Origin of the sequence: Exiguobacterium sp. s21 (genome assembly GCF_018617975.1) — a bacterium.
GTDB lineage: Bacteria > Bacillota > Bacilli > Exiguobacteriales > Exiguobacteriaceae > Exiguobacterium > Exiguobacterium mexicanum_A.
Window position 1 is genome coordinate 176,039 of sequence record NZ_JACSLF010000003.1, and the last position, 24,790, is coordinate 200,828.

The following is a 24,790-nucleotide window of genomic DNA, read 5'->3' on the forward strand; positions in this document are numbered from 1 at the left end:
AGATGAAATGAGAAAGGGTGGCTAAGTCATGAAGACGATTGCAGGAGGATTATTATTTTTCGGCTTGTTCAGTCTCGGATTGTCGTTCACGATGATTGGGGACACGGCGATTGTCGGAGCGATGGTGAGCGGTGTCGCCATCTTATGTAGCGTCGGACTTTGGTTCGGAGCGACAGAAGTAACGCGCATCCGTGTTGCTCTCCTCGACAGCAAAAAAACGTCTTTCCCTGAATGAGGGAAAGACGTTTTTGGATTCATTGATTGTCTTCATCTTCGTAATCATCATCAGCATATTCCTCGAAATCGTACTCTTCGAAGTCCGCTTCATCGATAAAGATGTCGCGGTCATTGACGACGTGAATCGGACCGTTGGCCACATCGATTCGAATCGTCCATGCCCATGGAATGCGCAATCGGCTATAAACACCTGTCCAGAATTCCATCGATTCTTGCTCGTATCGTTCGAACTCTGCCAGCAACTCTTTAAAGGTTACCCCTGACAACTGAAAGTTTGAGTCTTGGATTCGCTCGAGCGCATTATGTGTCGCCTCGAGTTCCGCCGCACGTACCATCTCTTCGGCCGTTGCCATCTCAAGAATGGTACCATCCGGTGGCAGAATGTCGTATACGTTGAACAATTCGCCTTCTTCTACTTCTTCATCAAACTCATAGTCGTCGTGCCGCATGCTTCATTCCTCCTCACTCTAGTTGAATCTCTTTCATTGTACCATTCCACTCCCTGTTAGAACGAAACATTCGTGTATATATTTTGGCAGGTAGGGAATCATAACAAAGGAATAGAATACGGATCAGCGAAAGGGGCCAATTGACCATGAACGAATCATTTCAAGCACTCGTCCTCGACAAGACGGATGACCATCTTCACGCCAAGGTGACGGACGTCAAACTCGACGCGCTTCCAAAAGAAGAAGACGGTAACGTCCTCGTCGAGATCCATTATTCCGCACTCAATTATAAGGACTCCCTCGGTCTTACCGAACCCGGAAAAATCATTAATCAATACCCGTTCATCCCTGGATGTGAATTTGTCGGCAAGGTCGTCGAGTCCGATCATCTCGACTTCAAAGCCGGCGATGAAGTCATCGCCACCGGTTTCGGGATCGGCGAACGACATTTCGGCGGATTCAGTCAATTTGCACAAGTTCCCGGAAACTGGCTTGTAAAACTGCCTAAAGGTATGGACATGCGTGATGCCATCACAATCGGGACACCTGGATTGACAGCCATGCTTTCAATCGATGCGCTTGAGTCCGCTGGCGTTCGACCAGGGGAAGAAGTGCTAGTAACAGGTGCAACTGGAGGCGTAGGCAGTTTTTCGATTATCTTACTTCATAAACTTGGCTATCACGTCATCGCATCCACAGGAAAGACAGACTCCCCTTATTTGCAAGCACTTGGCGTTGACACCGTCATCGATCGACACGAGCTTGAGGGAGCGGTTCGTCCGTTAGCTCGACAGCGGTTTGACGCGGCAATCGATTCGATTGGCGGGGCCACTCTTGCGAATATTTTGAGTCAAACGCGTTATGAAGGTGCCGTTGCAGCTTGCGGACTTGTCGGCGGTTCCGACCTTCCAACAACTGTTTATCCGTTTATTTTGCGCGGAGTCAAATTAATCGGCATCGACTCGGTCATGCAACCCATCGTACGTCGTCTGAAGGCGTGGGAACGACTGGATGAGCTGCTTGATTCTAACGTGCTCAACCATATGATTCATGAGATTCCGTTGCATGACGTCCCTCGCCACGCTGAGGCGATGATGCGCGGCGAACTGAGCGGCCGGACCGTCGTTCGGATCCATGACTAACAAACAGGGCTGAATCCATCGATTCAGCCCTGTCTCTGTATTCTCCATGGTGGTGGAATTATAACGTGAATCCGGCTGGTGCGTCTTTGACGACGACGATCACCTTGCCTTGGTCTAATTTTTTCTCGAGTTGATCCGCTTCGGTCGATGAGAAGCCGAGCTGTTCGAATTGGGCTCGAAGCTCGTCCCCTTTTTTACGGAACACATTTTTCGCGGCCGTCCCCAGGCCGACGTCTGATGCCGTCACCGTATTCGCGTCGGCATTATCGGCCACACGGTCGGTCCGGTCATCGTCATGGGTGATGACATAAATGTGCTTGTCCTCAATCCCTTTCGCTTTCATCGATTGAATGGCGGTCACGACTTCTTCATCATTTGTGAACTCTTTGTACAAAACTGACATGTGTAGTTCCCTCCTTCGATAGCGTTACAGTAAGAGTAATTACCTTCTTTTCCTAAAATGACACATTAAAAAACGATGACAGCTGTCATCGTTTCGTTAAACGGCCGGTTCTTGGCCTTTTAATTTTTTTAATTCATCGAGCAAAATGTCCGATTCGTTGAACGGAATCGACTCTTGTCCGACTCGTTCGACATGGTCATGACCTTTTCCGACGACGACGATCCGTTTACCGACGAGCGCTTGTTGCGCTGCATGGCGCAAGGCATCTCGCCGTTCCTCGAACGTCACGTAATGCGTGTTCGAATCAACACCTTCGAGCAATCCATCGATGATGTGCCTCGGGTCTTCCGTCCGCACGTCATGTACTGTCACGATTAAATCGTCTGAATAGCGGCTCGCGATTCGACCCATCTCTGCCCGCTTCGTCGGATCTCGGTCTCCGGCCGCACTCAAGACGACAACGAGTTCACGTTCCCCTTGCTGAAGCGTCGACAAACATTTTTCGAGTCCATCAGGCGTATGGGCATAGTCGATATAAATCTCGGCGTCTTCCGTATCGAGTCGTTCGAGCCGACCTTTCGGAAGCGTGAGTCCCGGCACGTTGGCGATGATGGAGCGCAACATCAGTTCCGACGTCGAGACGAGACCGATGGCTGCGGCCAAGTTGGCGGCATTGAATGCGCCCATGAAGCGGACCGGCGCCTCAATCGTCAGTGCGTTCATTTTGACGACTACCGTTTGGTCATGCCAAATGACTTGGATATCGGCCGGTACGTCCGCATGCGTGCTATACATGATACGTCGACGGGTCGGGGCAAAGGCGGCCATCGTTTTACTGGCCGGGTCTTCGGCGTTCAAAATAATGGCGTCCCCGTCTGTCGTTTCGACTTGTTCGAATAATCGGGCTTTGGCCCGGGCGTACTCGTCCATTGAGCGATGGTAATCCAAGTGGTCATGCGTCAAGTTCGTGAACGCCGCCGCGTGAAATCGGACGCCTTCGACACGTCCTTCCATCATTGCATGCGAGGAGACTTCGACGACACAGTCGGTCACGCCGGCATCCGCCATCTCGGCCAAAATACGATGTAAGACGACGGCTTCCGGCGTCGTATTTGGTGTTTTTAATGTTTGATCTTTATAACGTGCTCCAATCGTACTGACAATCCCGACCGGTCGTCCGGACAGACGAAATAGATCATATGTCAATGTCGCGGTCGTCGTTTTGCCATTCGTACCGGTGACACCGTAAATACGCATCCGATGTGAGGGGTGGTCATAAAAGGCACTGGCCACCACGCCGGCTGTCCGCTTCGTGTCCGCGACGACAAGGTTCGGCACCTCAAGATCAAGCGGGTATTCCGAGATGACAGCAACCGCTCCTTTGGAGACGGCATCCTCAGCGAATTCATGTCCGTCCACCGTATAACCGCGGATACAGATAAATAAATTCCCTGGACTGACCTTTCTGGAATCTGTCTCAATTCCGGTCACCCATGGATCACGTTCGATGTCATCCATCTCATTTTCTAGAATGGCGGATAAACGTTTCGTCCTCATGCTGTGTACTTCCTTTCTCATGGGTGTCGCTAGGTTCGCAAACCTTATCGTCATGGTACTAGATATTAGGCTGTAATGGAGATGACAAATATATTACTTCCCTTTTTACGTGCAATGCAATCGCCCAACCAAAAAATTCCTAGTCCAGGACGGGACTAGGAATGTATTTCGCTGTCGGTGAACCGAAGTCCTTGCTCATGAAGCGCGGTTTCCAAGATCCGCAGCACACTTGGCCCGACCCCATGTAAGACCGCAATCTCTTGCTTCGTATACGTGGCCAACTGTTCGAGCGTATCGATATAGGCGGCCTTGAGCGCCCGTTCGGCCGGCGCCGAACATTTCGGAAGTGGTGTCATCCAATTCCCTCCTCTCGTCCTGAATCTCGTTCGATCGTCGGGAGACAGGCGAGGACACGTTCCATACAAAATGTCCGACGGGCCTTCTTGCGTATATCCCACGCGACAAGTCGATCGCCTTGCAGCTTCATCAGTTTGACGCGTCGCTTTGAAATGACCCCGTTCCGATCGATATACACCATTTCTACGACTTGTCCGTTCCGCATCCAACGCATGACCTCTTGCCTCATCTGATCTCCCTCCTTTTGTTACCTTTATTATATCGAACATTTGTTCGTAATTCCAGTCTAGAGGTGTGCGTTTGAGCGATTTGCCGTATGCTAGAAGAAATGAATCTTTTGCGAAAGGAGTATGCCCGTTATGACATATGTCATGTTGGCCGTTTTGGCCATCGTCCTATTCATCTCCATGATTTATGCCGCCAAAGCCTTGCCAAATTTGCGAAATGTCTTATTCAACCGCGGCAGCCTGTTCGGCCAAGACACCGAGACCGTCACGTGTCCGAACTGTAAGAAAACGTTCAAACGGTCCGGTGGGAACACCCAGACATGCCCTCACTGTTATACGTCGTTTTAACCCAAAAACACCCGCCTGGCCGCTAGACGCGGACCTCGGGTGTTTTTTGAATGTGCTCGAATCAGCAAGTAACCGTTTACGCTCACCTTATAAGTGAAATAAGAAGGTTCCGTCATTTTCCCGCAACTTAACCCGAGATAGTCTCATTCCTAAAGGAGTTCACCATGTCATTCATATCCGATCACGATTTATACGCACGATTGTTAAACCGCGACACTTCCGCGCTCGAACTGCTGTACGACCGCTATGAGCGCATCTTATATTCGCTCACCCTCCGCTTGACGACGCGAGCCGACTGGGCCGAGGCCGTCCTATTCGAGGTGTTCACCGAGCTTTGGAAGCATCGTCTGCCGCTCGATTTGACGACCCATCGGCTGAGAACGCATTTGTTCGAGCGGGTGGAGACCGCAGCGCTACGTCTAGTCGCCAGCGCTTGAGTTCGTCTATCGCATCGCTCGATGCAACACTTCTAGAATCCCATCCGCATACATGCCCTCGGTGACACGACCGTGTTCTCGTTTGGCTTCTTCCGTCCCGTTGCCAAGCACATAGCCGTTACCGACATACCCCAACATTCCTAAATCGTTCCCACTGTCCCCGAACGCGTAGGCGTGCTCGGTTTGAAACGTATATCGGTCGCACACGTAGTCGACTGCAGCGACTTTCCCCGCCCCTCGTGGGATGAAATCAATATCGTAGGCGTCTGCCGGATCCCCGGCGAGCGGGTTACAACGACTGACGTTGACCGCAATCCCGAAGTCATGGGCGCTCGAACGAATATGCTCGAGCTCATCCTCGCTCTTGCCGAAGTAATAATAATTGTGCATCCAGCCGCTTGTGCCAAGATTCGTCTGTGGTTCAATCGTGAGTGTTCGCTCTAGCCTGTCGACGACTTGGGTGACGCGGTCTGAAAAATCATCGGGAAACCGTGACGAATAACCGGGATCAAGCTCCAGTTGTCCGGACGCCGTCACTTGATACAGCTCTGTCCCGAGACTCGCCGCGATTCGATGTGGGAAGTAACGCATCTCGGCCCGCTTCACTTTCTCCATAATCGTCTCGAGCGAACTCCCCGTCACCCACATCGTCGATAAGCGATGTGAATGATGATCGAGAAAATCTTCGAGTTGCCGCAAGTGCTCCAACTGCTTTGCGGAACAAGCATGCGGGAAGTACGTCTCGTCGAAATCAAAACAGATGAGCGTCCGTCCTTCCTTTGTAAATCGTTTCATCGTCATCCTCCTTGTGTCGCCATACCCCTTCTCGTATAGTAAAAGGAGAAAGGACGTGCAACATGAAAAATCGTTTAAGCCGCTACTACTGTCAGTATAGCGGAATCGTGATCGGGTTCGGACTTGTCTTCGCCTTTTTGTTCGGCATACGGACATATTCATTTTGGCAACAATGGCTCTCGAACGGACCCGCACTTCTCGTCACGCTCCTCACGGCGACGTTCATTAGTTTTATGACGTATCGACTGCTCAGCGCCTTGAATTTGAAACTCTTCCGCCGCCTCGGCGACGCGACGTCGACATGCTCCCGTTAAACACGGGACTACATAACGACCGTTCACAAAATAGTCACCTCAAATAGGCATCCATTTCACGGTTTCATCCGTTAGATCAATACAAGGGATTCCCTTATGGATAAAGGAGACAGCCATGACTGATATTGAACTGTACGAGCGCGTCAGGCAAAAAGACAAACAAGCGCTCGAGGCACTTTATGATCGCTACGAACGAATCCTGTATGCCTTTGTCATGCAGTTGACGAAAGACCGCGACCTCGCCGAAGAAGCGATGCAGGAAGTATTCATCAAGCTGTGGCGCGGCGGCGGCGTATATGATGACTCAAAAGGAAAATTCAAATCGTGGCTGTTCACGATGAGCCGTCACGTCACGATCGACTTGATTCGCAAACGAAAACCTGACCTACAACTAGACGAGTCTTACGCTGAAGCCATCCCGTCCCCGGCCCCGTCCGTCGAGACCGAGGTCGAATGGCAAGAAGAGCGAACGCAAATCGAGACGGCGATGGCCGAGCTTCCGGTCGAGCAACAACAAGTCGTCCGTCTCATGTATTTCCAAGGGCTCAGCCAACAAAAGATCGCCGATGCGTGCGATATTCCGCTCGGTACCGTAAAAGGAAGGATTCGATTAGCGTTGAAACAGTTACGAAGGCATCTATCCCATGATTTGATCGATAAGGAGGTGGAACGATGAACGCTTGTGACCAATTGATCGATTATTTCAACCAGCATTTGACGGAAGACGAACGCATCCGGTTTGAAGCGCATCTCGCGACATGTCAAACGTGTCAAGAAGAGCTCGAACAACTCGAGGCCCTCGTCGGCGGCGTCGCGTTCCTCTCTGAACCGGCTGAACCGCCGAGCGGGATGAAGGCACGCATCCTCGACAACGTGTTCGCAGAAGACGATACGGAGACAGCGTCGAAACCAGACGAACCGACCCCGGTCACCCCATTCACGGCATCGAAGAAAAATCAGAAGACGCCATGGGGAGCGCTCGCTCTCGCAGCCGCACTCGTGCTCTCTTTGATCGGGAACGGCTATCTGCTCTTGAACCAAGATGACCCGAGCGGCATCGCCTTGACCGAGACCGTCCCGCTCGAAGGCGACTCAGAAGGCGTGGCTTATCTGGCCGAACAGGACGGCCAGCGCCAGCTCATCGTCCAGACGAAGGGACTCGATGCGCTCGAAGCGAACGAGGTATATCAAGTTTGGCTCATAAAAGACGACTCCCCGATTCCGACCGGGGCGTTCGTGACGGATGCTAAAGGCAACGGGACCGTCATCTATACACTCGATTCGACCGAGTCGGAGACGGACTGGGATACCGTCGCTGTCACGAAAGAACCCGAACGGGGCAACACGGCACCCGAGGGCGACATCGTGCTCAGTGCCAGCCTATAAGCAAGGACCGAATGACTTGACGCACCACGCGTACGTGTCATTCGGTTCTTTTTTCGTTATGATGATAGAAAAGGGGTGGTACATATGCGTCAGCCTAAAATTGGTGTCGTCGGTCTCGGCGGCATCGCTCAGAAAGCGTACTTACCGATTTTAACGAACAGCACATCGTTCGAACTGATCGGTGCCTATTCCCCGACCGTCGCCAAACGCAACGCGATTTGTCGGGCCCATCGGATGGAGTCGTTCACAGGACTTCCCGAGCTCGCGGCGTCCGTCGACGCGGCGTTCGTCCACAGTTCGACCGAGACGCATTTCGACGTCGTCTCTTATCTGCTCGCAAACGGTGTCGATGTGTATGTCGATAAACCACTCGCTGCGACAATCGAACAGGCGGAACGTCTCGTCGAGCTGGCCGAGCAGACGAACCGGAAGCTCATGGTTGGCTTCAATCGCCGCTTCGCCCCGATGTATCAGCACGTGAAAGAAGCAGCCCCATTCCACACGCTCGACTTCGTCAAGCATCGCGGGGACGGATTGCGCGGCCACGACTATCAGTTCACATTGCTCGACGATTATTTACACGTCGTCGACACGCTCCGGTATCTCACCGGAAGCGAGTTGCGTCTGGTCACAGGGCATTTGGAGAAGACCACAGCGAACGGGCTTCATTTCGCCCGCCACGTCTGGCAAGACGAATACGGACTGCACACGACATCGATGCACCGCAAGGCTGGGACCAATCATGAAGGGCTGAGCGCCATCCGGGACGGACTTCGCGTGACGGTCGATGAGATGGTGACGCTTCAGCGCTTCGAGAACGGCGCCCATTCGACGAAGACGTTCGGGTCATGGGACACGCTCCTGACTCAACGAGGCTTTCAAGGAGCGATCGACCACTTCATCTCGGCGTTGACCGACGATACGGCCATCATGACGGACGGTCGTGAGGCGCTCCTCACACAACAGATGGTGACAGATTTGTTCAACTCACGCTAAGAGGAGGAAAATAAATGGATTTCTTTTTCTACATTATGATTATCGTCGTCGTGTCCATCGCCGCGGACAGCTTCAACAAGAGGCAAAAGGTTCGTGTCGAGGAACTTCGACTCAAAGTCGAACAAGAAAAGCTCGCCATCCAGCGGCTCGAGCTCGAAATGAAGCGCGACGAAGACAAACTCGATCATCACGGATTTTGAAAAGACGGCCGGCCCTTATCGGGTCGACCGTCTTCACTTATAGGATATGCCGTTCTGAGGTGAGTCTTGTGTCACTTATCCGTTTTTGCCGTCGTTCGGCGAGTGTCGACCAAGTGACGGCCGTGATGATGCAGGCGGCACCGATGAAGAAGTTGCGGTCGAGCCGTTCGTCGAGGACGAGCCAGCCGAGGTAACCCCCGACGAGCGGTTGGAAGAAGAAAAACAGCGACCCGACGCTCGCATCCATGAGTTCGATTCCTTTGTTCCAAAAGAAGAACGCCCCGGCCGTCGAAATGATGCCAACGTATAACACGCTGAGCCACAACACCGTGGTCATATCCGGTAAACCGGATGAGGCCACTTCCATTCCCATGAGCGGCGTCATCAATACGAAGGCGATGCCGATAGCGAACGTCGTGATCGTTAACGACGACATCGTCTCGGAAGCGATTTTCACATAGATGGACATGAGCGCCCACGTGATGGCGGCACCGACCAAGACGAGGCTACCGATGAAATACGTACCTTCGACATGCCAGCCGACGACAATGATGACCCCGAGCGTCGCCAACAGAAGTGACCCGATTTTGACAGGTGTGAGCCGCTCTTTCAAGATCAATCGGGCGAAGATTACCATGAACGCCGGCGTCGCCGCCGTCACAAGCGATCCGGTATGGGCATCTGAGAGTTTCGTGCCAATGAACTGAAACGAAATCGAGGCAACGTATCCGATGACGCCGACGAGCGCAATCCATTTCCAGTCGCGTCGACCGATTTGCTCGCGCCCGAACGCCCACCACATCGCGAACAGGACGACAAACGCGACGGCGTAACGTATCCAGATGAGCGTGAACGGTTCGATATAGCCGAGCGCATACTTACTGACGACGTACATCCCGCCCCAAATGCTGGCGGCGAGCGTTAAACTGATAGCACCGAGCCATTCCTTGCGCATAGCGTCTCTCCTTTCTGATGCCTAAACAATACGACACCGTTTCCTGAAATTCCTGTCTCTCTAGTTGTCGAACTGACCGAAATCGCTTACAATAACTCTAATGATGATTGAAAGGAGGGAGAAAGGTGAACTTTGTCGGACGTACGCACTGGTCAACAGAACATTTGTACATTTTGCGTGCGATTTTTCACGATGTCGCGTAACCACAGGACCCGTCTGTCCTTTTTTAGACATTGCTGAAATACGACAAAGCGCCTCTCTTTCTTGCCGAGCGCTTCTTTGCGCTCGGTTTTTTTGATAGGCCTCTACTTTAGGAGGAACCATCTATGTTAATCGAATTACAACATATTCAAAAACAATTCGGCGGCCACGCCGTCTTAATCGATGCCAATCTTCAGGTAAACGCAGGCGAGCGAATCGGGCTCGTCGGACGGAACGGGAGCGGCAAGACGACACTCCTACACCTCATCGTCGGCGCCGATTCGCCCGACGAAGGGACGATCTATCGAAAACAACGGCTGACGATTGGCTATTTGGCCCAGATTCCTGCCCATCCCGGTAAATCAGGGCGAGACGTACTCTATACCGCGTTCGCCGAGTTGACGAGACTCGGTGACGAGATGCGACGACTCGAGGAACAGATGATCTCAAGTGACGACATCGACTCACTCCTCGAGACGTACGGCGCCCTGCAGATGCGCTATGAGAACGGCGGCGGCTATGCCATCGATTCGAAAGTGAATGCGATGATCGATGGATTACGGCTCACAAGTTTCGTCGACCGCCCATTCGACACACTCAGCGGCGGAGAACGGACCAAAGTCGGGCTCGCCTTGGCGTTGCTCCAAGAGCCGGAACTGCTCATCCTCGACGAACCGACGAACCATCTCGATTTAGAAGCGATGACTTGGCTCGAGTCATTCCTGCGTGACAGTCCGTCCACGCTTCTCCTCGTCTCACACGACCGCGTGTTTCTCGACGCCGTCGCCACACGCATCGTCGAATGTGAGGACGGGGAGTTGGCTAGTTTTGATGGCAACTACAGCGCGTTCGTCGCCCAAAAAGAAAAGAAGTTGCTCGATCAATTCCATGCCTATACGGAGCAACAAAAGAAAATCAAGAAGATGAAGGAAACGATTCGACAGCTAAGACAGTGGGCGAACGAAGGCAATCCACCGAACGAGAAGTTTTATCGGCGCGCCAAATCGATGGAGAAAGCGCTCGCCCGCATCGAGACGATCAAAAAACCACGACTCGAGGCCGTTCAACCGGACATTCAGTTCACAGCTCAGGGGCGGACCGGACGCGATGTGTTCGAGGCGACCGACGTGACGGTCACTTACGACCGGACCGTCTTCGAACACGTCTCGTTCTACGCCGGTCATGGCGAACGCATCGCCATCGTCGGCCCAAATGGGAGCGGCAAGTCGACCCTGTTGAAAGTGTTGCTCGGTCACCTCGAACCGGCGACAGGCGAGGTGCGACGAGCGGAACGGGCCCAAATCGGCTACTTGTCCCAACACATCGACTTTGATGACTCCCATCGGCTCATCGAGGCGTTCCGTGACCGCATCGCTGTCGATGAAGGGAAGGCCCGTCAATTGCTGGCCCAGTTCCTCTTCTATGGCGCGAGCGTCTTCAAACCGGTCAAAGATTTGAGCGGCGGTGAGAAGATGCGGCTCATGCTCGCCATCCTCATGCACGAGGACATCAACGTGCTCGTGTTAGACGAACCGACGAACCATCTCGACATCGAAGCGCGTGAGGCACTCGAAGACGCACTCGACCGCTTTACCGGCACGCTCGTCGCCGTCTCACACGATCGCTACTTCTTGAACAAGCTGTTCCCGATTACGTATTGGCTTGATGGGACAGCGACACATTTCCAGGGAAACGTGTCGTATGCGCTCGAAAAACGGCAACATGAAATGAACGCAGAGGTCGTCGTTCCTAAACCGAAACTCGTGAAACCGAAGCAAGAAACGACTCGCGACACCTCAGTTGATGAAGCTCGCCTGACCGAGCTCGAAGCATCACATCAAGCACTCCTGCACCGGATGAATGAGACGAACAATTTAGAAGAATTAATGACGTTGCAGCAACAAGCCGATGCGCTCCAAGCAGACATCGACATGTTGTTGAACCAGTTGCTCGAATCGATTTAATCAAAAACGACGCCTTTAGCGGCGTCGTTTTTGTTCGAACCAAGCTTGGACAAGAAAGCCCGTCACGCCGAGCGCCATCAAAAAATAGGGCACGATACGTGGGACAGCACCCGTTTCCCCCATCATCATGAGGATCAATCCGCTCACGAACGTCCCGAGCCAATATATTTTCGGCATGTCGTCACTCCTCTACAATTTTTTCTTGTAATTTGTCAGAATTTTTCGTAAAATATTTTGAAATTCTTATTTTACAGATATGGAAAGGGGACGTGCTCATGCCAAAACGAAACTGGGAGACGATTCTCCGATTCACCCTCGTCGTCACCATCACGGCCGCTACGTTCCTCTACGTCCGCTACTCGACCGAAATTAAAGAACGCGAGCGGGCTTTGGAGCAGTACCTTGCGACTCATTATAACATTTCGGCGGAAACCTATTCGATTGACGGTACCCTTTCCTTAAGCGGCTACGTCTATGATGTGACGTTCGAAGACGAACCCGACGCCGCTTACACGTTTCAGGTCGAACAGGCCGCAGACGGCCATCGTGTGAAGTTTGAACGAGCAGATGGCAAACAACCGGACCGGGTCGCCACGTTCGCCCCATAAGAAAAAGCGCCACGTATCGTGGCGCTTAACGGTGAGCGATTCTAGTAGAGCGGACTTTCATCCGACCGAGAAAGTTCCCAGCCGACCGTCCCATGCAATCAATCGATACGTGCTAGAAAATGGACGCGGTTCAGAACGTGATTTCGGAGCGTTCGTTCGTCTGAACATCAATCTGACCCTGCACAGAGACATTGCCTCCAAAACGGCCATGACTGCGTTTCGACGTAATAAGGTTGAAATCCATCTTGAACCTCATCATGCCCACCTGTTTTGAAACACCGAACTTCCTAGACGTTTTGCCTCCCACATATCCTTTTTGTCTGCCCCTCACCTCTCGCACGAGGTCAGGTGGACGACAGTTTGAATCAGGAGATCACCTAGTCCGCCGGTCTTTCAACCAACTTGTCTCTCGTTTCACCGAGCCGGCCTCAGTCAAACAACGATTGAATCTTCGTTTCATCCGTTGCCCTCTTTCAGCTCAACACGTTGAATAATGACTACACTAATACACTAATACATTAACCGTTTTACGTGACATCGAATCCGTGTTCACCATTTCTCCAAAATTTAGTCGTCGATATAATGGTCGAGCGCATAGGCGACGCCATCGTCCTCGACATCCTTCGTGATATGGGTGCTGATGTCTTTCAACGGATCGACGGCGTTCCCCATCGCAATCCTCGTTTCCGCCACTTCGAACATCGAGATGTCGTTCAAATTGTCCCCGATGGCCACAATATCCGCTTGGGGAATACCGTGATGCTCTGCCAACTGCGTCAAGGCCATCCCTTTGCTCGCATTCGGATGACCGATCTCGATTTTTGTCCAGCCTGCCGTCGTGATCAAAATGTCGGTCCGAGGCTCATACAGTTTCCGGAGCTCGTGCAGTTTGCGCCGATCGAACGAATAGACAAAGACTTTGTACACTTCGTCGGCCTCAAAGTCGATGTCCTCGATCGCATCAACATATGTCAGCCCGAACTGTTCGTTTTGAATCTCAATCTCCCGCTCGCCCCATTCCTGTGAGAACGATTGGTCGTGTGGCAACACCTCATCCAACTCGCCCTTCAGTAAATCGGTACCCGAACGGAGTACTTTCACCCCGGCATTCGTATAAAATTCGACATACGCTCCTTGCTCATGGGCCACATCCCACAACTCCTGTACGACGTCTTTCGGGAGCGCGTGGTAATAAATGCGTTCGTTCTCATAGAAAGCGATTGCCCCGTTCCCGGACAAGATTGGACAAGTCAATCTGCTCCGTCGCAGCAACTCTTCGATATCGTGAATCGATCGGCCCGAAGAGATGGCGACCAAATCTCCCTCGGCTTGGCGACGCCGGATTGCGTCTTGGTTCGTTTCTGTGATGATACCAGTTCGAGACAATAACGTCCCGTCTAAATCGATGGCAATCAATTTCATATTCCAATCTCCTTTCAAACGCGTCTCATCATTCCATTCCCCGAATTCATTCATCTCAACGCAAAGAAAACACCATTCTGGCATATAGGCGTTTTCCTTTCACGCAAATAGGGAAATATTTATTAGTCCTAAATAATAATTTGTGCGTTTGGAAAGGAGTCCTCATGAACACTTCACCTGAAAAGCCACGCTTGAATCGCGTGTTCTACATTTCGGCGAGTCTCATCGCTCTCCTCGTCCTGTTTGGTGCGATTCGTCCGACGTTTTTCGCGACGATTGCCGGGAACATCTTCAACTTCACGACCCGCTCGTTTGGTTGGTTTTACTTACTCGCCGTCTTCTTGTTCGTCGTCTTCCTCGTCTTCCTCGCGTTCAGTAAATACGGGAAGATTCGGCTCGGGACGGACCAGGACCGTCCGCAATACCCGTTCTTTACTTGGATCGGGATGCTGTTCTCCGCTGGTTTCGGGGTCGGACTTGTCTTTTGGGGCGTTGCCGAACCGATGAGCCATTTCATCACCCCTCCGTATGCGGATACGACCGAGCTGACCGTCGAAGGAGCTCGATTGGCCATGGCATATTCCTTCTTCCATTGGGGCGTCAGCCAATGGTCCGTCTTCGCCATCGTCGGCTTGATTATCGCGTATTTCCAGTTCCGCCGAAATGCGGACGGGCTTATTTCGACGAGTCTGTCTCCGCTCATTAAAGACCGGGCTTATAAACAGCCGCTCAATCAAACGATTGATATTTTAGCCGTCATCGCGACCGTCATGGGTGTCGCCACGTCACTCGGTCTCGGTGTGCTCCAAATCAACGGTGGTTTGAACAGTGTCTTCGGGTTGCCGAACACAGCGCTCGTCCAAGTATTGATTATCGTTGTTTTGACCGTCTTGTTTTTGACTTCGACGACGACCGGTCTCGACCGCGGCATCAAATGGCTCAGTAATATCAACCTCGGGACCGCGCTCGTATTGATGGTATTCGTGTTCTTTGCCGGCCCGACCATCTTTATTTTAGAGACGTTCACGCTCGGGTTAGGGGATTATTTACAGAACTTTATCCGCTACAGTCTTCGTTTGCAGCCGTACCAGCAAGGGACGTGGGTGCGTGATTGGACCATCTTCTACTGGGCATGGGCCATCGCTTGGTCGCCGTTCGTCGGTGCATTCGTCGCCCGCGTCTCACGTGGCCGAACGATTCGTGAGTTTATCGTCGGGGTGCTCATCGTGCCACCGTTCATCGCGCTCTTGTGGATTGCCGTGTTCGGCGGAACGGCCCTTCACCTCGACTTATTCGAAGGAACATCGATTGCGCAAGCGGTCGATGCCGATGTGACGAGTGCTTTGTTCGTCACGTTCGCCGAATTGCCGTTCAGTTTTGTTTTATCCGTCTTGTCGATTCTGTTGATTCTTACTTTCTTGATCACGTCAGCCGATTCGGCGACGTACATCATCAGCAGTATGACGACGAATGGTAGTTTGAATCCACCGCTCACTGTCCGAATCGTTTGGGGCATTTTGCTCGGCGGAATCGCCGCCGTTCTATTGATCGCGAGCGGGCTCGAGGGATTGCAGACCGCTTCACTCATCTCTGCCCTCCCGTTCACCGTCATCTTGATTCTGATGGTGTACACGCTGTTCAGTCTATTACGCAAAGAAAATGTCCGTAAAATCAAATAGGAATTGGGGTCGCCTCAAAGGTGGCCTTTTCTTTTGGGGATGCGTCCCTCCATATTGACACGTGCAAAGGCGATTGCTACGCTTTTGTCAGCATGACACGCAAGTCAAAGGGGGAAATGATATGGCTCAAGATTTCACACGGGCGTATGCGGAAACACGCGACGCCAGCGACTCGCTCGCACCATTCCGGGGAGAATTTTATTTGCCGCAAGACGGCATTTATATGGACGGTAACTCACTCGGCCTGTTATCGAAACGGGCCGAACGGACGTTACTCGAATCACTGAACGATTGGAAAGAGCTCGGAATCGATGGCTGGATGTCGGGACGCCACCCATGGTTCAACTTGTCAGAACAATTGGCCGCACTTAACGCCCCGCTCGTCGGAGCAAAAGCCGAAGAAGTGATGGTCACCGGGTCGACGACGGTCAACTTGCACCAACTTGTCGCCTCATTCTTTAAACCGGAAGGCAAGCGGACGAAAATTTTAGCCGACACACTCACCTTCCCATCTGATATTTACGCTTTGAAGAGTCAACTCGAGCTCCGTGGACTCGACCCGAGTGAACATTTGGTCCAAGTCTCGAGCCCGGACGGACGCTATTTGAAGGAAGAAGACATCATCGCAGCGATGACAGACGACATCGCCTTGATCGTCTTGCCGACCGTCCTCTATCGCAGCGGACAAATCCTCGATATGGCCCGTCTCGCCAAGGCGGCGCATGAACGGGATATCTTGATCGGCTTGGACGCCTGCCATTCGGTCGGCGCCATCCCACACGCATTCCACGACTGGGGTGTCGACTTTGCCTACTGGTGCAACTATAAGCATTTGAATGGCGGACCTGGCAGCGTCGGCGGTCTATTCGTTCACGAGCGTCACTTCGGGACGACGCCTGGTCTTGCCGGTTGGTTCGGTTCACGCAAAGATAAACAGTTCGACATGGATCATACGATGACGCCGGCCGATGACGCCGGTGCGTTCCAAATCGGGACGCCGCACGTCTTGAGCCTGGCCCCGCAACTTGGTGCCCTCGAGATGTTCAATGAGATCGGGATGGACGCCATCCGCGAGAAATCGCTCGCCTTGACGACGTATATGACCGCACTGATTGACGAAGTGCTCGCACCATACGGCTTCGTTATCGGCAGTCCGCGCAACGAGACACAACGTGGTGCCCATTTGAGTCTCGAACACCCTGAGGCGGCCCGCATTTGTAAAGCGCTCAAACAGCATCGCGTCATCCCGGACTTCCGGGCCCCGAACATCATCCGCCTCGCACCGGTCGCGCTTTACAACACGTTCACCGATGTGTATGATGTCGTGATGACGTTACAGACAATTATGGAAAACAAAGAATACGAGGCGTTCGAGAACGTCCGCGAAGTCGTGGCCTAAGGAGAAACAATATGAGTGAACGGATTGAACACAAAGTCGAGCAATCGATTCAGACAGACTTTTCGAAAGACATGTCGTACGGTGACTATTTGCAACTCGACCCGATTTTATCGAGTCAGCACCGCTTATCGGACCATCATGACGAGATGCTGTTCATCATCATCCATCAGACGAGTGAGCTGTGGATGAAATTGATTTTGCATGAACTGACGGCGGCCGTGACCGCCATCGAGACAGGAGAGCTCGAGCGTTCGTTCAAGATGCTTGCCCGTGTCTCGAAGATTCAACAACAGCTCATCCAGTCGTGGAGCGTGCTCGCGACATTGACTCCGGCTGAATATTTGGAGTTCCGCGACAAACTCGGTTCGTCTTCTGGTTTCCAATCGTACCAAAATCGCCAAATCGAGTTCGCGCTCGGCTTTAAAAACGCGCGCACGCTCAGCGTCTACGCCCATGACGAGAAACTGTACCCCCTTCTCGATGCGTCGCTACAGGCACCGAGCATCTATGATATGACTGTCCACGAAATGCACCGCCGTGGCCTTGCCATCGATGACGCCGTGCTCAACCGGGACGTCACGAAGGACTGGGACTGGAACGAGAGCGTCGAAGCGGCTTGGGCCGAGGTGTACCGGGACGTGGACAAGTACTGGGACTTGTATGAGCTCGGAGAGAAACTGCTAGATATCGGCAGCCAGCAGCAGATGTGGCGCTTCAACCATATGAGCACCGTCGAACGGATTATCGGTCAAAAGATGGGGACGGGTGGATCGTCAGGCGTCAATTACTTGCGCCGCGTCCTCGACCACCGTTTCTTCCCTGAACTTTGGACTGTCCGGACAAAACTGTAAGGAGGACGAACACGATGACATGGATTGATGTTTCGCAACCGCTCGAAGACACGATTACGACATGGCCAGGCGACACGGCGTTCCGTTACGAGATCGCGTGGCCGATGGCCGATAGCGGTTCGGTCAACGTCGGGAAAGTGACGATGAGCCTGCATACTGGAACACATATTGATGCCCCGTTCCATTTCGAGGACGCCGGACAGCGCGTCATCGACCTTGATCCCGGGCTCTATATCGGTCCGGCCCGAGTCATTCATCTCCCTGCCCGCGAACGGATCGAAGCAACGGACTTGGACGGCTTTGACTTGACCGGCGTCGAACGGTTGATTTTAAAGACGGACGGCTGGCCGAACAAGCAGGAGTTCCCGAGCCATATCCCTGAACTCACGCCGTCACTTGCCGATCGTCTCGGCGAACTTGGGATTTACTTGATCGGTCTCGATTTGCCGTCGGTCGACGCGATCGACAGTAAAGAGATGGCGGCGCATCATGCACTCGCCCGCAACGGGGTCCACATTCTCGAAGGACTCGTCCTCGACCATATCGCCCCTGGTGATTACGAATTGAACGCCGTGCCGCTCCCGATCGTCAAAGGAGACGGCAGTCCGGTGCGCGCGCTCTTGCGTTCGCTCGATTAAACAAACACCCCTTCGCTCGAAGGGGTGTTTTCAGTCTTCCTGCATGACCTCACTCGAACTTTTACGATGGTCGAACCGTTTCGAGATTTGCACTTTGTAAGCCATGTTCGCCTCATAGTCTGTCGAGAACACACCAGCGTACAACAGGTCGAGCAGACAATGAATCGAATCGTTCGTCGTGAAGCTTCCGATTTTCGAATAGAGGCGCTCACGGGTCGTCAAACGGAGCGTACAATCCGCCTGGTTCGAGATGGCATTCTCCCCTAGACTCGTCAAGGCGAGCACCGGCACACGTTGTTTTTTTAAGTAAGGAATGAGTCCGACCGTATAATCACTTTCTCCCGTATAGGAGATCAGGAGCGCACATGTCGTTTCGTCCGAGTTGGCCGCCTCGAATTCGGCATCGAATTCACAGAGGCTGACTTGTTTGCCGATCCGGTTCATCTTTGACTTGAAGTCGTGACAAAGCAACAAATTATGGATGACAGAAAAGACCTTGATATGGCGCGCTTCACTCAACATCGTTACGGCCTGCTCGTATGCCTCGTGATCGAGCAACTACAACGTATCCTCGATCGTCATCTGCTTGAGCGCCGCCAGCTTGTTCGCCACAACCATCAAGTTGTCCTTGGGTGAGAATGGCTCATTGGCATCGATATCCGAGAAGTGACGATTCAAATACTCAATTTCCTCCAAAAACTGTTCCTTCAATTCGATCCAACCCGTGAACTCCAGTTTCATGGCGATGCGACTTAACATCGACGGGTGCGTATACGTCGCCTCGGCGATTTGTTTCATCGTCTTGTCATGGATTCGCTCCCGTTCGGCGAACAAATAGTCGATGACGGCCCGTTCCAATTTCGAGAACAGGTCTTGTTTCATTTTCTCGGTCAATAGCATGCCCGGCCTCCTCTCGTGAATTGAATTCACAAAAATAAATGTCTATATGTTTCTTTTTGTAAACGCTTTCGGAGTTGTCTGTAAATCTATTGTGTTCATTTTTCTATATTTTATACTGAATGAGAAATGAGAAGATACATTCAGCGCTGATATTCATTTACACATCTGAGACTATTTTGTGAACATATGAGGAGGAGATTGGAATGAAAACGGGAATCAAGCTCGTCACCATCGGGGGCGGCAGCAGCTACACACCAGAATTGATGGAGGGGTTCATCAAGCGTTACGAAGAGTTACCGATTCGTGAGATTTGGCTCGTCGATATCGAGGCCGGGAAAGACAAACTCGACATTGTCGGACAGATGGCGCAACGGATGTGGGACGCTTCTCCGTATGACGTTAAAGTGCATCTGACGCTCGACCGTCGAGAAGCGTTACAAGACGCCGACTTCGTCACGACACAGTTCCGTGTCGGTTTGCTCGACGCCCGCATCAAAGACGAACGGATTCCGCTCTCATACGGTATGGTCGGTCAAGAGACGAACGGGGCCGGCGGTATCTTGAAGGCGTTCCGTACCATTCCTGTCATCCTCGATATCGTCGAAGACATGAAGCAGCTCTGTCCGGACGCCTGGCTCGTCAACTTCACGAACCCGAGCGGAATGGTGACCGATGCGGTCATCCGTTACGGCAAATGGGACAAAGTCATCGGCCTGTGCAACGTGCCGGTCAATGCGATGATGGCTGAACCTGAGCTGATCGGCAAGAAGCCAGAGGACTTGATCTATTCGTTTGCCGGGTTGAACCATTTCCACTGGCACCGCGTCCACGACGTGAGTGGACAAGACGTGACACGCGACATCATCGACAAGATGTATGACGGCGATTCGGGGATTCCCGCCAATATTCACGACATGCCGTTCTTCCAAGAACAACTGCAACAGATGAACATGATTCCTTGCGGCTATCACCGGTATTACTATCGTGCCGAGGAAATGCTCGCCCACATGCTCGAGGAATATCGGGACCCGCCCGTCGGCACGCGGGCCGAGCAAGTGAAGCAGACGGAAGCGGAGCTATTCGAGCTGTACAAAGACCCGAACCTCGACCATAAACCGGAGCAACTATCTAAACGCGGTGGCGCCCACTATTCGGACGCGGCGTGTGAGACGATCGCCTCGATTTACGCCAATAAGAACACACATATCGTCGTCTCGACGAAGAACAACGGGGCCGTCCCTGACCTCGCCCCGGACGACGTCGTCGAAGTGTCCACCTATATCGGTGCGACCGGTGCGAAACCAATCGCGTTCGGCACGCTCGCCCCGGCTGAAAAAGGATGGCTCCAAGTTATGAAGAACATGGAGCTGTGCGTCGAAGAAGCGGCCGTGACCGGTGACTATGGGCTCGCCCTTCAAGCGTTCATCATCAATCCGCTTATCCCGAGCGGCGAGACCGCGAAACGGGTGCTCGATGAACTGCTCATCGCCCATAAAGATTACTTGCCGCAGTTCGCCGATAAAATCGCTGAACTTGAAGCGAACGGCGTCACGATCAAAGACGAAGTCATTCAAGCGCTCCAACCTGTCGAGCACGCATAAATAAAAGCCAGCGTGTCGATTTGCGACGCGCTGGCTTTTATTCACGCTTTAACACGTTCGTACTCCTCTTTCGTCACGACGTAAATGAGGCTCTGCACAGTGCGCCCATCCAAGCGCGTCAACTGCTGAGACGTCGTGAACGCGTACGTGAAGCCTGTCTTCTCGACGACGCGGCGCGACTGGTCGTTGAAGTCGAAATGACCGCACCAAATGCGTTGAAGTCCGAGGTCGTCAAAACCGTGCCGCATCACTTCGTGGACGGCCTCCGGGATGTACCCTTGCCCCCAATGGTCCGGGCTGAGAACATACCCGATCTCGCGCTGCCGGTCATGCTGAATCTCAGGGTCCGGTCGGCGGTCGTGCAACCCGAGGCTGCCGATCAACTCACCTGTCTTTTTCAGTGTGATGGCCCAGACGTCTTGGTCTTGTTGGAACAGTCGGATGACGTCACGCGTCTCCTCGACCGACTGGTGCGGCGCCCATCCCGCTTTCGGTCCTACCCGCTCGTCTTGCGCGTATCGAAACATCTGTTCAGCGTCCTCGAGCTGAAACGCCCGCAACCGGAGCCGGTCTGTATCAAGTTGAATCATCTTGTTCTTCCTTTCTGTCGTTTCCCTCGGATTCGTTCCGGGAATGAATCCATAAGGAGGGATGACGATGCCATTTGATTATGATTTAGATTTTGAAACGATTGATTTCCGCGAACACCCCGAGCTGTATCGAGTCGGACGCGGCGAACAAGGCGTCCTGCTCGTCGAACCATATAAAAGTGAGATTCTCCCCCATTGGCGCTTCAAGACGCCAGACATCGCCAAACAGTCCGCCGATGAGATCATGGAGCTGTTCGAAAAATACCGGGCCAACGATGATTTCGTCGGAATGGATATGGCCCGCAAATTCATCCAGATGGGCTATACCCGGGCGAGACGTTACGCCAACTATAAAGGCGGACGAAAATATAAGGACGACGGCGATCTCCACGACCGACAAATCGACGAGGAGAAAGCGGAATCGGCCCGCATCTTCAAAGAGCGATGGGACCAGCTTCGGGCAGATGAAGACTATTTGAAGCGAAAGAAAGCCCATCAGAAACAGTACGGCTGATTATCGGGTCATGACGAGAAAACGGGTCGCCCCTTTTTCAAACGAAGTGACCTGTCGAAACCCGAGCTGCTCATAGAGATGGATGGCCCGCTTATTGAACGCGGCCACCGTCAACCGGAGCGGTTTGCCTTCGTGCGCTGCTTCTTGCATCACCAACCGGACGAACGTACGCCCGTGCCCCCGTCCCGTTCGATCCGGATGCATGCCGAGCCCGAGGTCGACGCATGTGTCATCGTAGACGTATGTATCGTTCGGCACTTGTGCATACGTGCCGAGACAATAGAAACCGATCAACGCCTCGTCATGGACGGCCTGATACGCCATCAGTTCATCCAGCCCTTCCGCTGAAGCTTCTTGGTTATAGAAATCATACGGTGCCTCGTACGTCCACGCTTGAATCGCGCGGGCGTCTTGCTGTGTCATCGGGCGAATATCCATGACAACCTCCTTTCTCACGTCTCTTTTTGTTCGTGCTCGTCGGCAAACATTCCTGTCTACATCAAAAAAAGGATGGGTCGCCCCATCCTCACTTCCGTGTCCACGTCGCCGTGATGTCGACGTCGGCCGCATGCATCAAATTATGGATCGGACAACGAGCTTCGACGCCTTTCTGGAGCGCCGCAATCCGTTCATCCGATTCGGTCGTATCGAGGACGATGTTGACGTGTACTTTCTCAAAATACGTCCGTACTCCTTCAACGCCTTGGAAGCCGCGCGGGTCGAGCGTTCCTTCGGTCACGAACGTCACCCCGTCGTAGTTGAAATCTTGGTCTTGCGCCACGTAGGCAATCATGATTGTCGTACACGACGACAATGCCCCGAGCAAATATTCGAGCGGGTTCGGACCGGCGTCCGTCCCGCCGAGACGTTCCGGTTCATCGACGACGAACGGTTCGAGGTCACGCACATGCACCGTCGTCTTCACACTCGTCGCTTCCCCTTCGGCTCGCATCGTTACTAACGGTTTTTCAGTCATATTGTCTCCTCCTCTATCAAATTGCCATCTTCATTCTCGTTCCCGTTATTTCGGTCCATGTAACACTTCGTCATAAATCGCATAGTCGTTTTTACCGTGTTGCTTGATTTGATACATCGCTTGATCAGCTTTATGAATGAGCGTGTCCAAGTCCGCCCCTTGATCCGGTGCGACACTGACCCCGATGCTCGCTCGAATCGGAATCGTTTCCCGTCCGAGCCGGAACGGCCGCTCCGTCAGCAGCAACTGCAAGCGCTCGACGAACGCAACGATGTCATCTGCATCGACGTTCGGCACATAAATATAGAACTCATCCCCGCCGACGCGCGAGGCTAGTCCCGCTTCCGGCGTCGCCATCTCAAGCAACTCACCGAGATGAATGAGAAAATCATCGCCGACTTGGTGGCCGTACGTGTCGTTGATTCCTTTAAAGCCGTCGAGGTCGATGACGACAAGCGCAGGACACGATGATGCTCGAAGCGCTCGGACCGCTTAAGGGCATACATCAATAATAGGATCACAAGAAAATGAAACACGTTACCGACGGTCATCGTCGTCAAATAAGACGCGTTGAACTCAGGATAAATCCAGACACCGACTTGGTCGAAACGCTGACTGTTCAAGATGTTCTCTTGACGGATGAACGTCAACGCGACCGGGACGAGCGGCAAATAAATGGCATACGGATAAATCCATCTCGGTAACTTCGCCCCGACGCCCGTCACTTTGACAATGAAGTGGACCGAACAGACGAAAATCAAAATTCCGGCGTTACCGAACCAATACGTCAAGAGCAAGGTGACTCAATAGAAAAGCCGGAAGCAAGTAAACGGCCATATAGAGAAATAATGCGGTCATGGATAGACCCCTTTCTTCTAACAAATCCATCTCTTACTTTCTCTATCGGTCGAAGCGAATCCTTTGTCGAGTTCACGGACACATCCATACAAAAAGCGAGCGGAACCAAGTCCGCTCGCTGTCGTCATCTCGTTTATAATGTGTCCTCAATCGCCGTGTCACCTTTGACGAGGTCAATCGCTTGATTGTGGGCTGCGTCACGACCAATGAGATGTGCCAAGAAGGCCGCCACGTCTGCACGCGGAATCTCACCAGTCGATACGTCGCCCGTCTTCACTTTGCCGGTACCGGCGTCATCTGTGAGAGCGCCCGGACGGACGATCGTATACGTAAGCCCGCTCTCCTCGAGCAGACGATCCGCATGATGCTTCGCGACATAGTATGGTTTCATCTCTTCCGGCCATGCCGAACGATCTTCCGCCTTCATGGCGCTGACCATGACGAACTGTTTAACATTCCCGTTCTTGGCAGCCTCGATACTTTTCGCCGCGCCGTCCAGGTCGATCAACAACGTCTTGTCGGCTCCAGTGCTACCACCCGAACCGGCCGCGAACACGATCACGTCCATGCCAGACATCGCCTGTTCAAGTGACGACACGTCACCTTCGAGGTCGCCTAGGACGGCCTGATAGCCTTTCGATGTAAAGTCGTCGAGTTGGTCTTGTTTCCGCACCATCGCCGTGACTTGATGCTTCCCTTCCTCGTGCAATCGTTCGACGAGCTGTTTCCCAATCTGTCCATTCGCGCCAATTACAAATACGTTCATCTGTCTTCCTCCTCGATTTG

General features: G+C 52.8%; 34 protein-coding genes. 17 read left to right on the forward strand and 17 right to left on the reverse strand.

The annotated features are described in order from the left end of the window. The first annotated feature begins 28 nt into the window (after positions 1–28). Positions 29–235 (forward strand): hypothetical protein, encoded by a 207-nt coding sequence (locus KNP06_RS05460; protein ID WP_034779520.1) that lies wholly within the window; start codon positions 29–31, stop codon positions 233–235. A gap of 19 nt (positions 236–254) precedes the next feature. Here KNP06_RS05460 and KNP06_RS05465 read toward each other — a convergent pair whose 3' ends face one another. Continuing rightward, the gene (locus KNP06_RS05465; protein WP_214788046.1) at positions 255–686 is read right to left on the reverse strand and encodes a hypothetical protein; all 432 of its coding nucleotides are present in this window, start codon (positions 684–686) and stop codon (positions 255–257) included. 146 nt (positions 687–832) lie between these two features. Here KNP06_RS05465 and KNP06_RS05470 point away from each other — a divergent pair, with 146 nt between their 5' ends. After that, complete coding sequence (locus KNP06_RS05470) at positions 833–1,828, forward strand: MDR family oxidoreductase (protein WP_214788049.1); 996 nt, start codon at positions 833–835, stop codon at positions 1,826–1,828. A 58-nt stretch (positions 1,829–1,886) separates the two neighbouring features. Here KNP06_RS05470 and KNP06_RS05475 read toward each other — a convergent pair whose 3' ends face one another. From KNP06_RS05475 to KNP06_RS05490, 4 genes are all read right to left on the reverse strand, one after another. Beyond that, positions 1,887–2,231: a YflT domain-containing protein gene (locus KNP06_RS05475; protein ID WP_034779525.1), complete on the reverse strand. Its 345-nt coding sequence runs from the start codon at positions 2,229–2,231 to the stop codon at positions 1,887–1,889. 96 nt (positions 2,232–2,327) lie between these two features. Then, on the reverse strand, positions 2,328–3,788 hold the full coding sequence (locus KNP06_RS05480; protein ID WP_214788052.1) for a UDP-N-acetylmuramoyl-L-alanyl-D-glutamate--2,6-diaminopimelate ligase: 1,461 nt from the start codon (positions 3,786–3,788) through the stop codon (positions 2,328–2,330). 155 nt (positions 3,789–3,943) lie between these two features. After that, the gene (locus KNP06_RS05485; RefSeq protein ID WP_214788055.1) at positions 3,944–4,144 is read right to left on the reverse strand and encodes a helix-hairpin-helix domain-containing protein; all 201 of its coding nucleotides are present in this window, start codon (positions 4,142–4,144) and stop codon (positions 3,944–3,946) included. Next, the gene (locus KNP06_RS05490; RefSeq protein ID WP_029594535.1) at positions 4,141–4,374 is read right to left on the reverse strand and encodes a hypothetical protein; all 234 of its coding nucleotides are present in this window, start codon (positions 4,372–4,374) and stop codon (positions 4,141–4,143) included. Before KNP06_RS05490 ends, KNP06_RS05485 begins: the two co-directional genes overlap by 4 nt. A gap of 130 nt (positions 4,375–4,504) precedes the next feature. Between KNP06_RS05490 and KNP06_RS05495 the strand changes: the two genes are divergently transcribed. Together KNP06_RS05495 and KNP06_RS05500 are read left to right on the forward strand one after the other, a co-directional pair. Beyond that, entirely contained in the window at positions 4,505–4,720 is a 216-nt protein-coding gene (locus KNP06_RS05495) for a hypothetical protein (RefSeq protein WP_235420224.1), read from the forward strand. 164 nt (positions 4,721–4,884) lie between these two features. Then, complete coding sequence (locus KNP06_RS05500; RefSeq protein ID WP_214711247.1) at positions 4,885–5,157, forward strand: hypothetical protein; 273 nt, start codon at positions 4,885–4,887, stop codon at positions 5,155–5,157. Between the two features lie 6 nt (positions 5,158–5,163). Here KNP06_RS05500 and KNP06_RS05505 read toward each other — a convergent pair whose 3' ends face one another. Further along, the gene (locus tag KNP06_RS05505; RefSeq protein WP_214788058.1) at positions 5,164–5,952 is read right to left on the reverse strand and encodes an HAD family hydrolase; all 789 of its coding nucleotides are present in this window, start codon (positions 5,950–5,952) and stop codon (positions 5,164–5,166) included. 62 nt (positions 5,953–6,014) lie between these two features. Here KNP06_RS05505 and KNP06_RS05510 point away from each other — a divergent pair, with 62 nt between their 5' ends. The 5 genes from KNP06_RS05510 (at position 6,015) to KNP06_RS05530 (ending at position 8,848) form a co-directional block, all read left to right on the forward strand. After that, positions 6,015–6,266, forward strand: a complete 252-nt coding sequence (locus KNP06_RS05510) for a hypothetical protein (protein WP_214711245.1) — start codon at positions 6,015–6,017, stop codon at positions 6,264–6,266. A 115-nt stretch (positions 6,267–6,381) separates the two neighbouring features. Further along, positions 6,382–6,942: an RNA polymerase sigma factor gene (locus KNP06_RS05515; RefSeq protein WP_214788061.1), complete on the forward strand. Its 561-nt coding sequence runs from the start codon at positions 6,382–6,384 to the stop codon at positions 6,940–6,942. After that, the gene (locus KNP06_RS05520; RefSeq protein ID WP_214788064.1) at positions 6,939–7,652 is read left to right on the forward strand and encodes an anti-sigma factor; all 714 of its coding nucleotides are present in this window, start codon (positions 6,939–6,941) and stop codon (positions 7,650–7,652) included. The genes KNP06_RS05515 and KNP06_RS05520 overlap by 4 nt, the downstream gene beginning before the upstream one ends. Before the next feature lie 84 nt (positions 7,653–7,736). Next, positions 7,737–8,648 carry a Gfo/Idh/MocA family protein gene (locus tag KNP06_RS05525; RefSeq protein WP_214788067.1) on the forward strand — a complete coding sequence of 304 codons (912 nt, stop codon included), beginning with the start codon at positions 7,737–7,739 and terminating at the stop codon, positions 8,646–8,648. Between the two features lie 14 nt (positions 8,649–8,662). Beyond that, positions 8,663–8,848, forward strand: a complete 186-nt coding sequence (locus tag KNP06_RS05530; protein WP_138858649.1) for a hypothetical protein — start codon at positions 8,663–8,665, stop codon at positions 8,846–8,848. A gap of 37 nt (positions 8,849–8,885) precedes the next feature. Here the strand turns inward: KNP06_RS05530 and KNP06_RS05535 are convergent, their stop codons facing one another. Beyond that, on the reverse strand, positions 8,886–9,803 hold the full coding sequence (locus tag KNP06_RS05535) for a DMT family transporter (protein ID WP_214788070.1): 918 nt from the start codon (positions 9,801–9,803) through the stop codon (positions 8,886–8,888). Between the two features lie 326 nt (positions 9,804–10,129). On the opposite strand from KNP06_RS05535, the gene abc-f reads away from it, so the two are divergent. Then, positions 10,130–11,968, forward strand: a complete 1,839-nt coding sequence (gene abc-f / locus KNP06_RS05540; protein WP_214788073.1) for a ribosomal protection-like ABC-F family protein — start codon at positions 10,130–10,132, stop codon at positions 11,966–11,968. A 15-nt stretch (positions 11,969–11,983) separates the two neighbouring features. Here abc-f and KNP06_RS05545 read toward each other — a convergent pair whose 3' ends face one another. Further along, entirely contained in the window at positions 11,984–12,145 is a 162-nt protein-coding gene (locus KNP06_RS05545; RefSeq protein WP_034779568.1) for a hypothetical protein, read from the reverse strand. Positions 12,146–12,243: 98 nt separating this feature from the next. On the opposite strand from KNP06_RS05545, the gene KNP06_RS05550 reads away from it, so the two are divergent. Continuing rightward, positions 12,244–12,576 (forward strand): hypothetical protein, encoded by a 333-nt coding sequence (locus KNP06_RS05550; RefSeq protein WP_214764451.1) that lies wholly within the window; start codon positions 12,244–12,246, stop codon positions 12,574–12,576. Positions 12,577–13,143: 567 nt separating this feature from the next. Here the strand turns inward: KNP06_RS05550 and KNP06_RS05555 are convergent. Continuing rightward, the gene (locus tag KNP06_RS05555; RefSeq protein WP_214788076.1) at positions 13,144–13,998 is read right to left on the reverse strand and encodes an HAD family hydrolase; all 855 of its coding nucleotides are present in this window, start codon (positions 13,996–13,998) and stop codon (positions 13,144–13,146) included. Between the two features lie 164 nt (positions 13,999–14,162). Between KNP06_RS05555 and KNP06_RS05560 the strand changes: the two genes are divergently transcribed. From KNP06_RS05560 to kynB, 4 genes are all read left to right on the forward strand, one after another. Next, the gene (locus KNP06_RS05560; RefSeq protein WP_214788079.1) at positions 14,163–15,677 is read left to right on the forward strand and encodes a BCCT family transporter; all 1,515 of its coding nucleotides are present in this window, start codon (positions 14,163–14,165) and stop codon (positions 15,675–15,677) included. A gap of 121 nt (positions 15,678–15,798) precedes the next feature. Continuing rightward, positions 15,799–17,076: a kynureninase gene (kynU, locus tag KNP06_RS05565; protein WP_214788082.1), complete on the forward strand. Its 1,278-nt coding sequence runs from the start codon at positions 15,799–15,801 to the stop codon at positions 17,074–17,076. Positions 17,077–17,087: 11 nt separating this feature from the next. Beyond that, positions 17,088–17,927, forward strand: coding sequence for a tryptophan 2,3-dioxygenase (gene kynA / locus KNP06_RS05570; protein ID WP_214788085.1), 840 nt, complete (start codon positions 17,088–17,090; stop codon positions 17,925–17,927). A gap of 14 nt (positions 17,928–17,941) precedes the next feature. Beyond that, entirely contained in the window at positions 17,942–18,565 is a 624-nt protein-coding gene (kynB, locus tag KNP06_RS05575) for an arylformamidase (RefSeq protein ID WP_214788088.1), read from the forward strand. A gap of 30 nt (positions 18,566–18,595) precedes the next feature. Here kynB and KNP06_RS15280 read toward each other — a convergent pair whose 3' ends face one another. Together KNP06_RS15280 and KNP06_RS15285 are read right to left on the reverse strand one after the other, a co-directional pair. Then, positions 18,596–19,123 carry a MurR/RpiR family transcriptional regulator gene (locus KNP06_RS15280; RefSeq protein WP_251131550.1) on the reverse strand — a complete coding sequence of 176 codons (528 nt, stop codon included), beginning with the start codon at positions 19,121–19,123 and terminating at the stop codon, positions 18,596–18,598. Next, positions 19,124–19,465: a MurR/RpiR family transcriptional regulator gene (locus tag KNP06_RS15285; RefSeq protein WP_251131551.1), complete on the reverse strand. Its 342-nt coding sequence runs from the start codon at positions 19,463–19,465 to the stop codon at positions 19,124–19,126. A gap of 203 nt (positions 19,466–19,668) precedes the next feature. Between KNP06_RS15285 and KNP06_RS05585 the strand changes: the two genes are divergently transcribed. Continuing rightward, a complete protein-coding gene (locus KNP06_RS05585; protein WP_214788091.1) occupies positions 19,669–21,066 on the forward strand; it encodes a 6-phospho-beta-glucosidase in 1,398 nt (465 codons plus the stop codon). A gap of 41 nt (positions 21,067–21,107) precedes the next feature. Here the strand turns inward: KNP06_RS05585 and KNP06_RS05590 are convergent, their stop codons facing one another. Continuing rightward, the gene (locus tag KNP06_RS05590) at positions 21,108–21,656 is read right to left on the reverse strand and encodes a GNAT family N-acetyltransferase (RefSeq protein ID WP_214788094.1); all 549 of its coding nucleotides are present in this window, start codon (positions 21,654–21,656) and stop codon (positions 21,108–21,110) included. 67 nt (positions 21,657–21,723) lie between these two features. Between KNP06_RS05590 and KNP06_RS05595 the strand changes: the two genes are divergently transcribed. After that, entirely contained in the window at positions 21,724–22,170 is a 447-nt protein-coding gene (locus KNP06_RS05595) for a DUF4385 domain-containing protein (protein WP_138858638.1), read from the forward strand. Here KNP06_RS05595 and KNP06_RS05600 read toward each other — a convergent pair whose 3' ends face one another. The 5 genes from KNP06_RS05600 to KNP06_RS05615 all read right to left on the reverse strand — a co-directional run bounded on the left by KNP06_RS05600 (position 22,171) and on the right by KNP06_RS05615 (position 24,770). After that, positions 22,171–22,608 carry a GNAT family N-acetyltransferase gene (locus KNP06_RS05600; protein ID WP_214788097.1) on the reverse strand — a complete coding sequence of 146 codons (438 nt, stop codon included), beginning with the start codon at positions 22,606–22,608 and terminating at the stop codon, positions 22,171–22,173. A gap of 88 nt (positions 22,609–22,696) precedes the next feature. After that, positions 22,697–23,146: an OsmC family protein gene (locus KNP06_RS05605; protein ID WP_021065934.1), complete on the reverse strand. Its 450-nt coding sequence runs from the start codon at positions 23,144–23,146 to the stop codon at positions 22,697–22,699. 45 nt (positions 23,147–23,191) lie between these two features. After that, positions 23,192–23,593, reverse strand: a complete 402-nt coding sequence (locus KNP06_RS15290) for a GGDEF domain-containing protein (protein WP_353048593.1) — start codon at positions 23,591–23,593, stop codon at positions 23,192–23,194. Then, entirely contained in the window at positions 23,479–23,937 is a 459-nt protein-coding gene (locus KNP06_RS15295) for a hypothetical protein (RefSeq protein ID WP_251131552.1), read from the reverse strand. Before KNP06_RS15295 ends, KNP06_RS15290 begins: the two co-directional genes overlap by 115 nt. Positions 23,938–24,137: 200 nt before the next feature. Beyond that, positions 24,138–24,770 (reverse strand): SDR family oxidoreductase, encoded by a 633-nt coding sequence (locus KNP06_RS05615; RefSeq protein ID WP_214711227.1) that lies wholly within the window; start codon positions 24,768–24,770, stop codon positions 24,138–24,140. Positions 24,771–24,790: the final 20 nt, after the last annotated feature.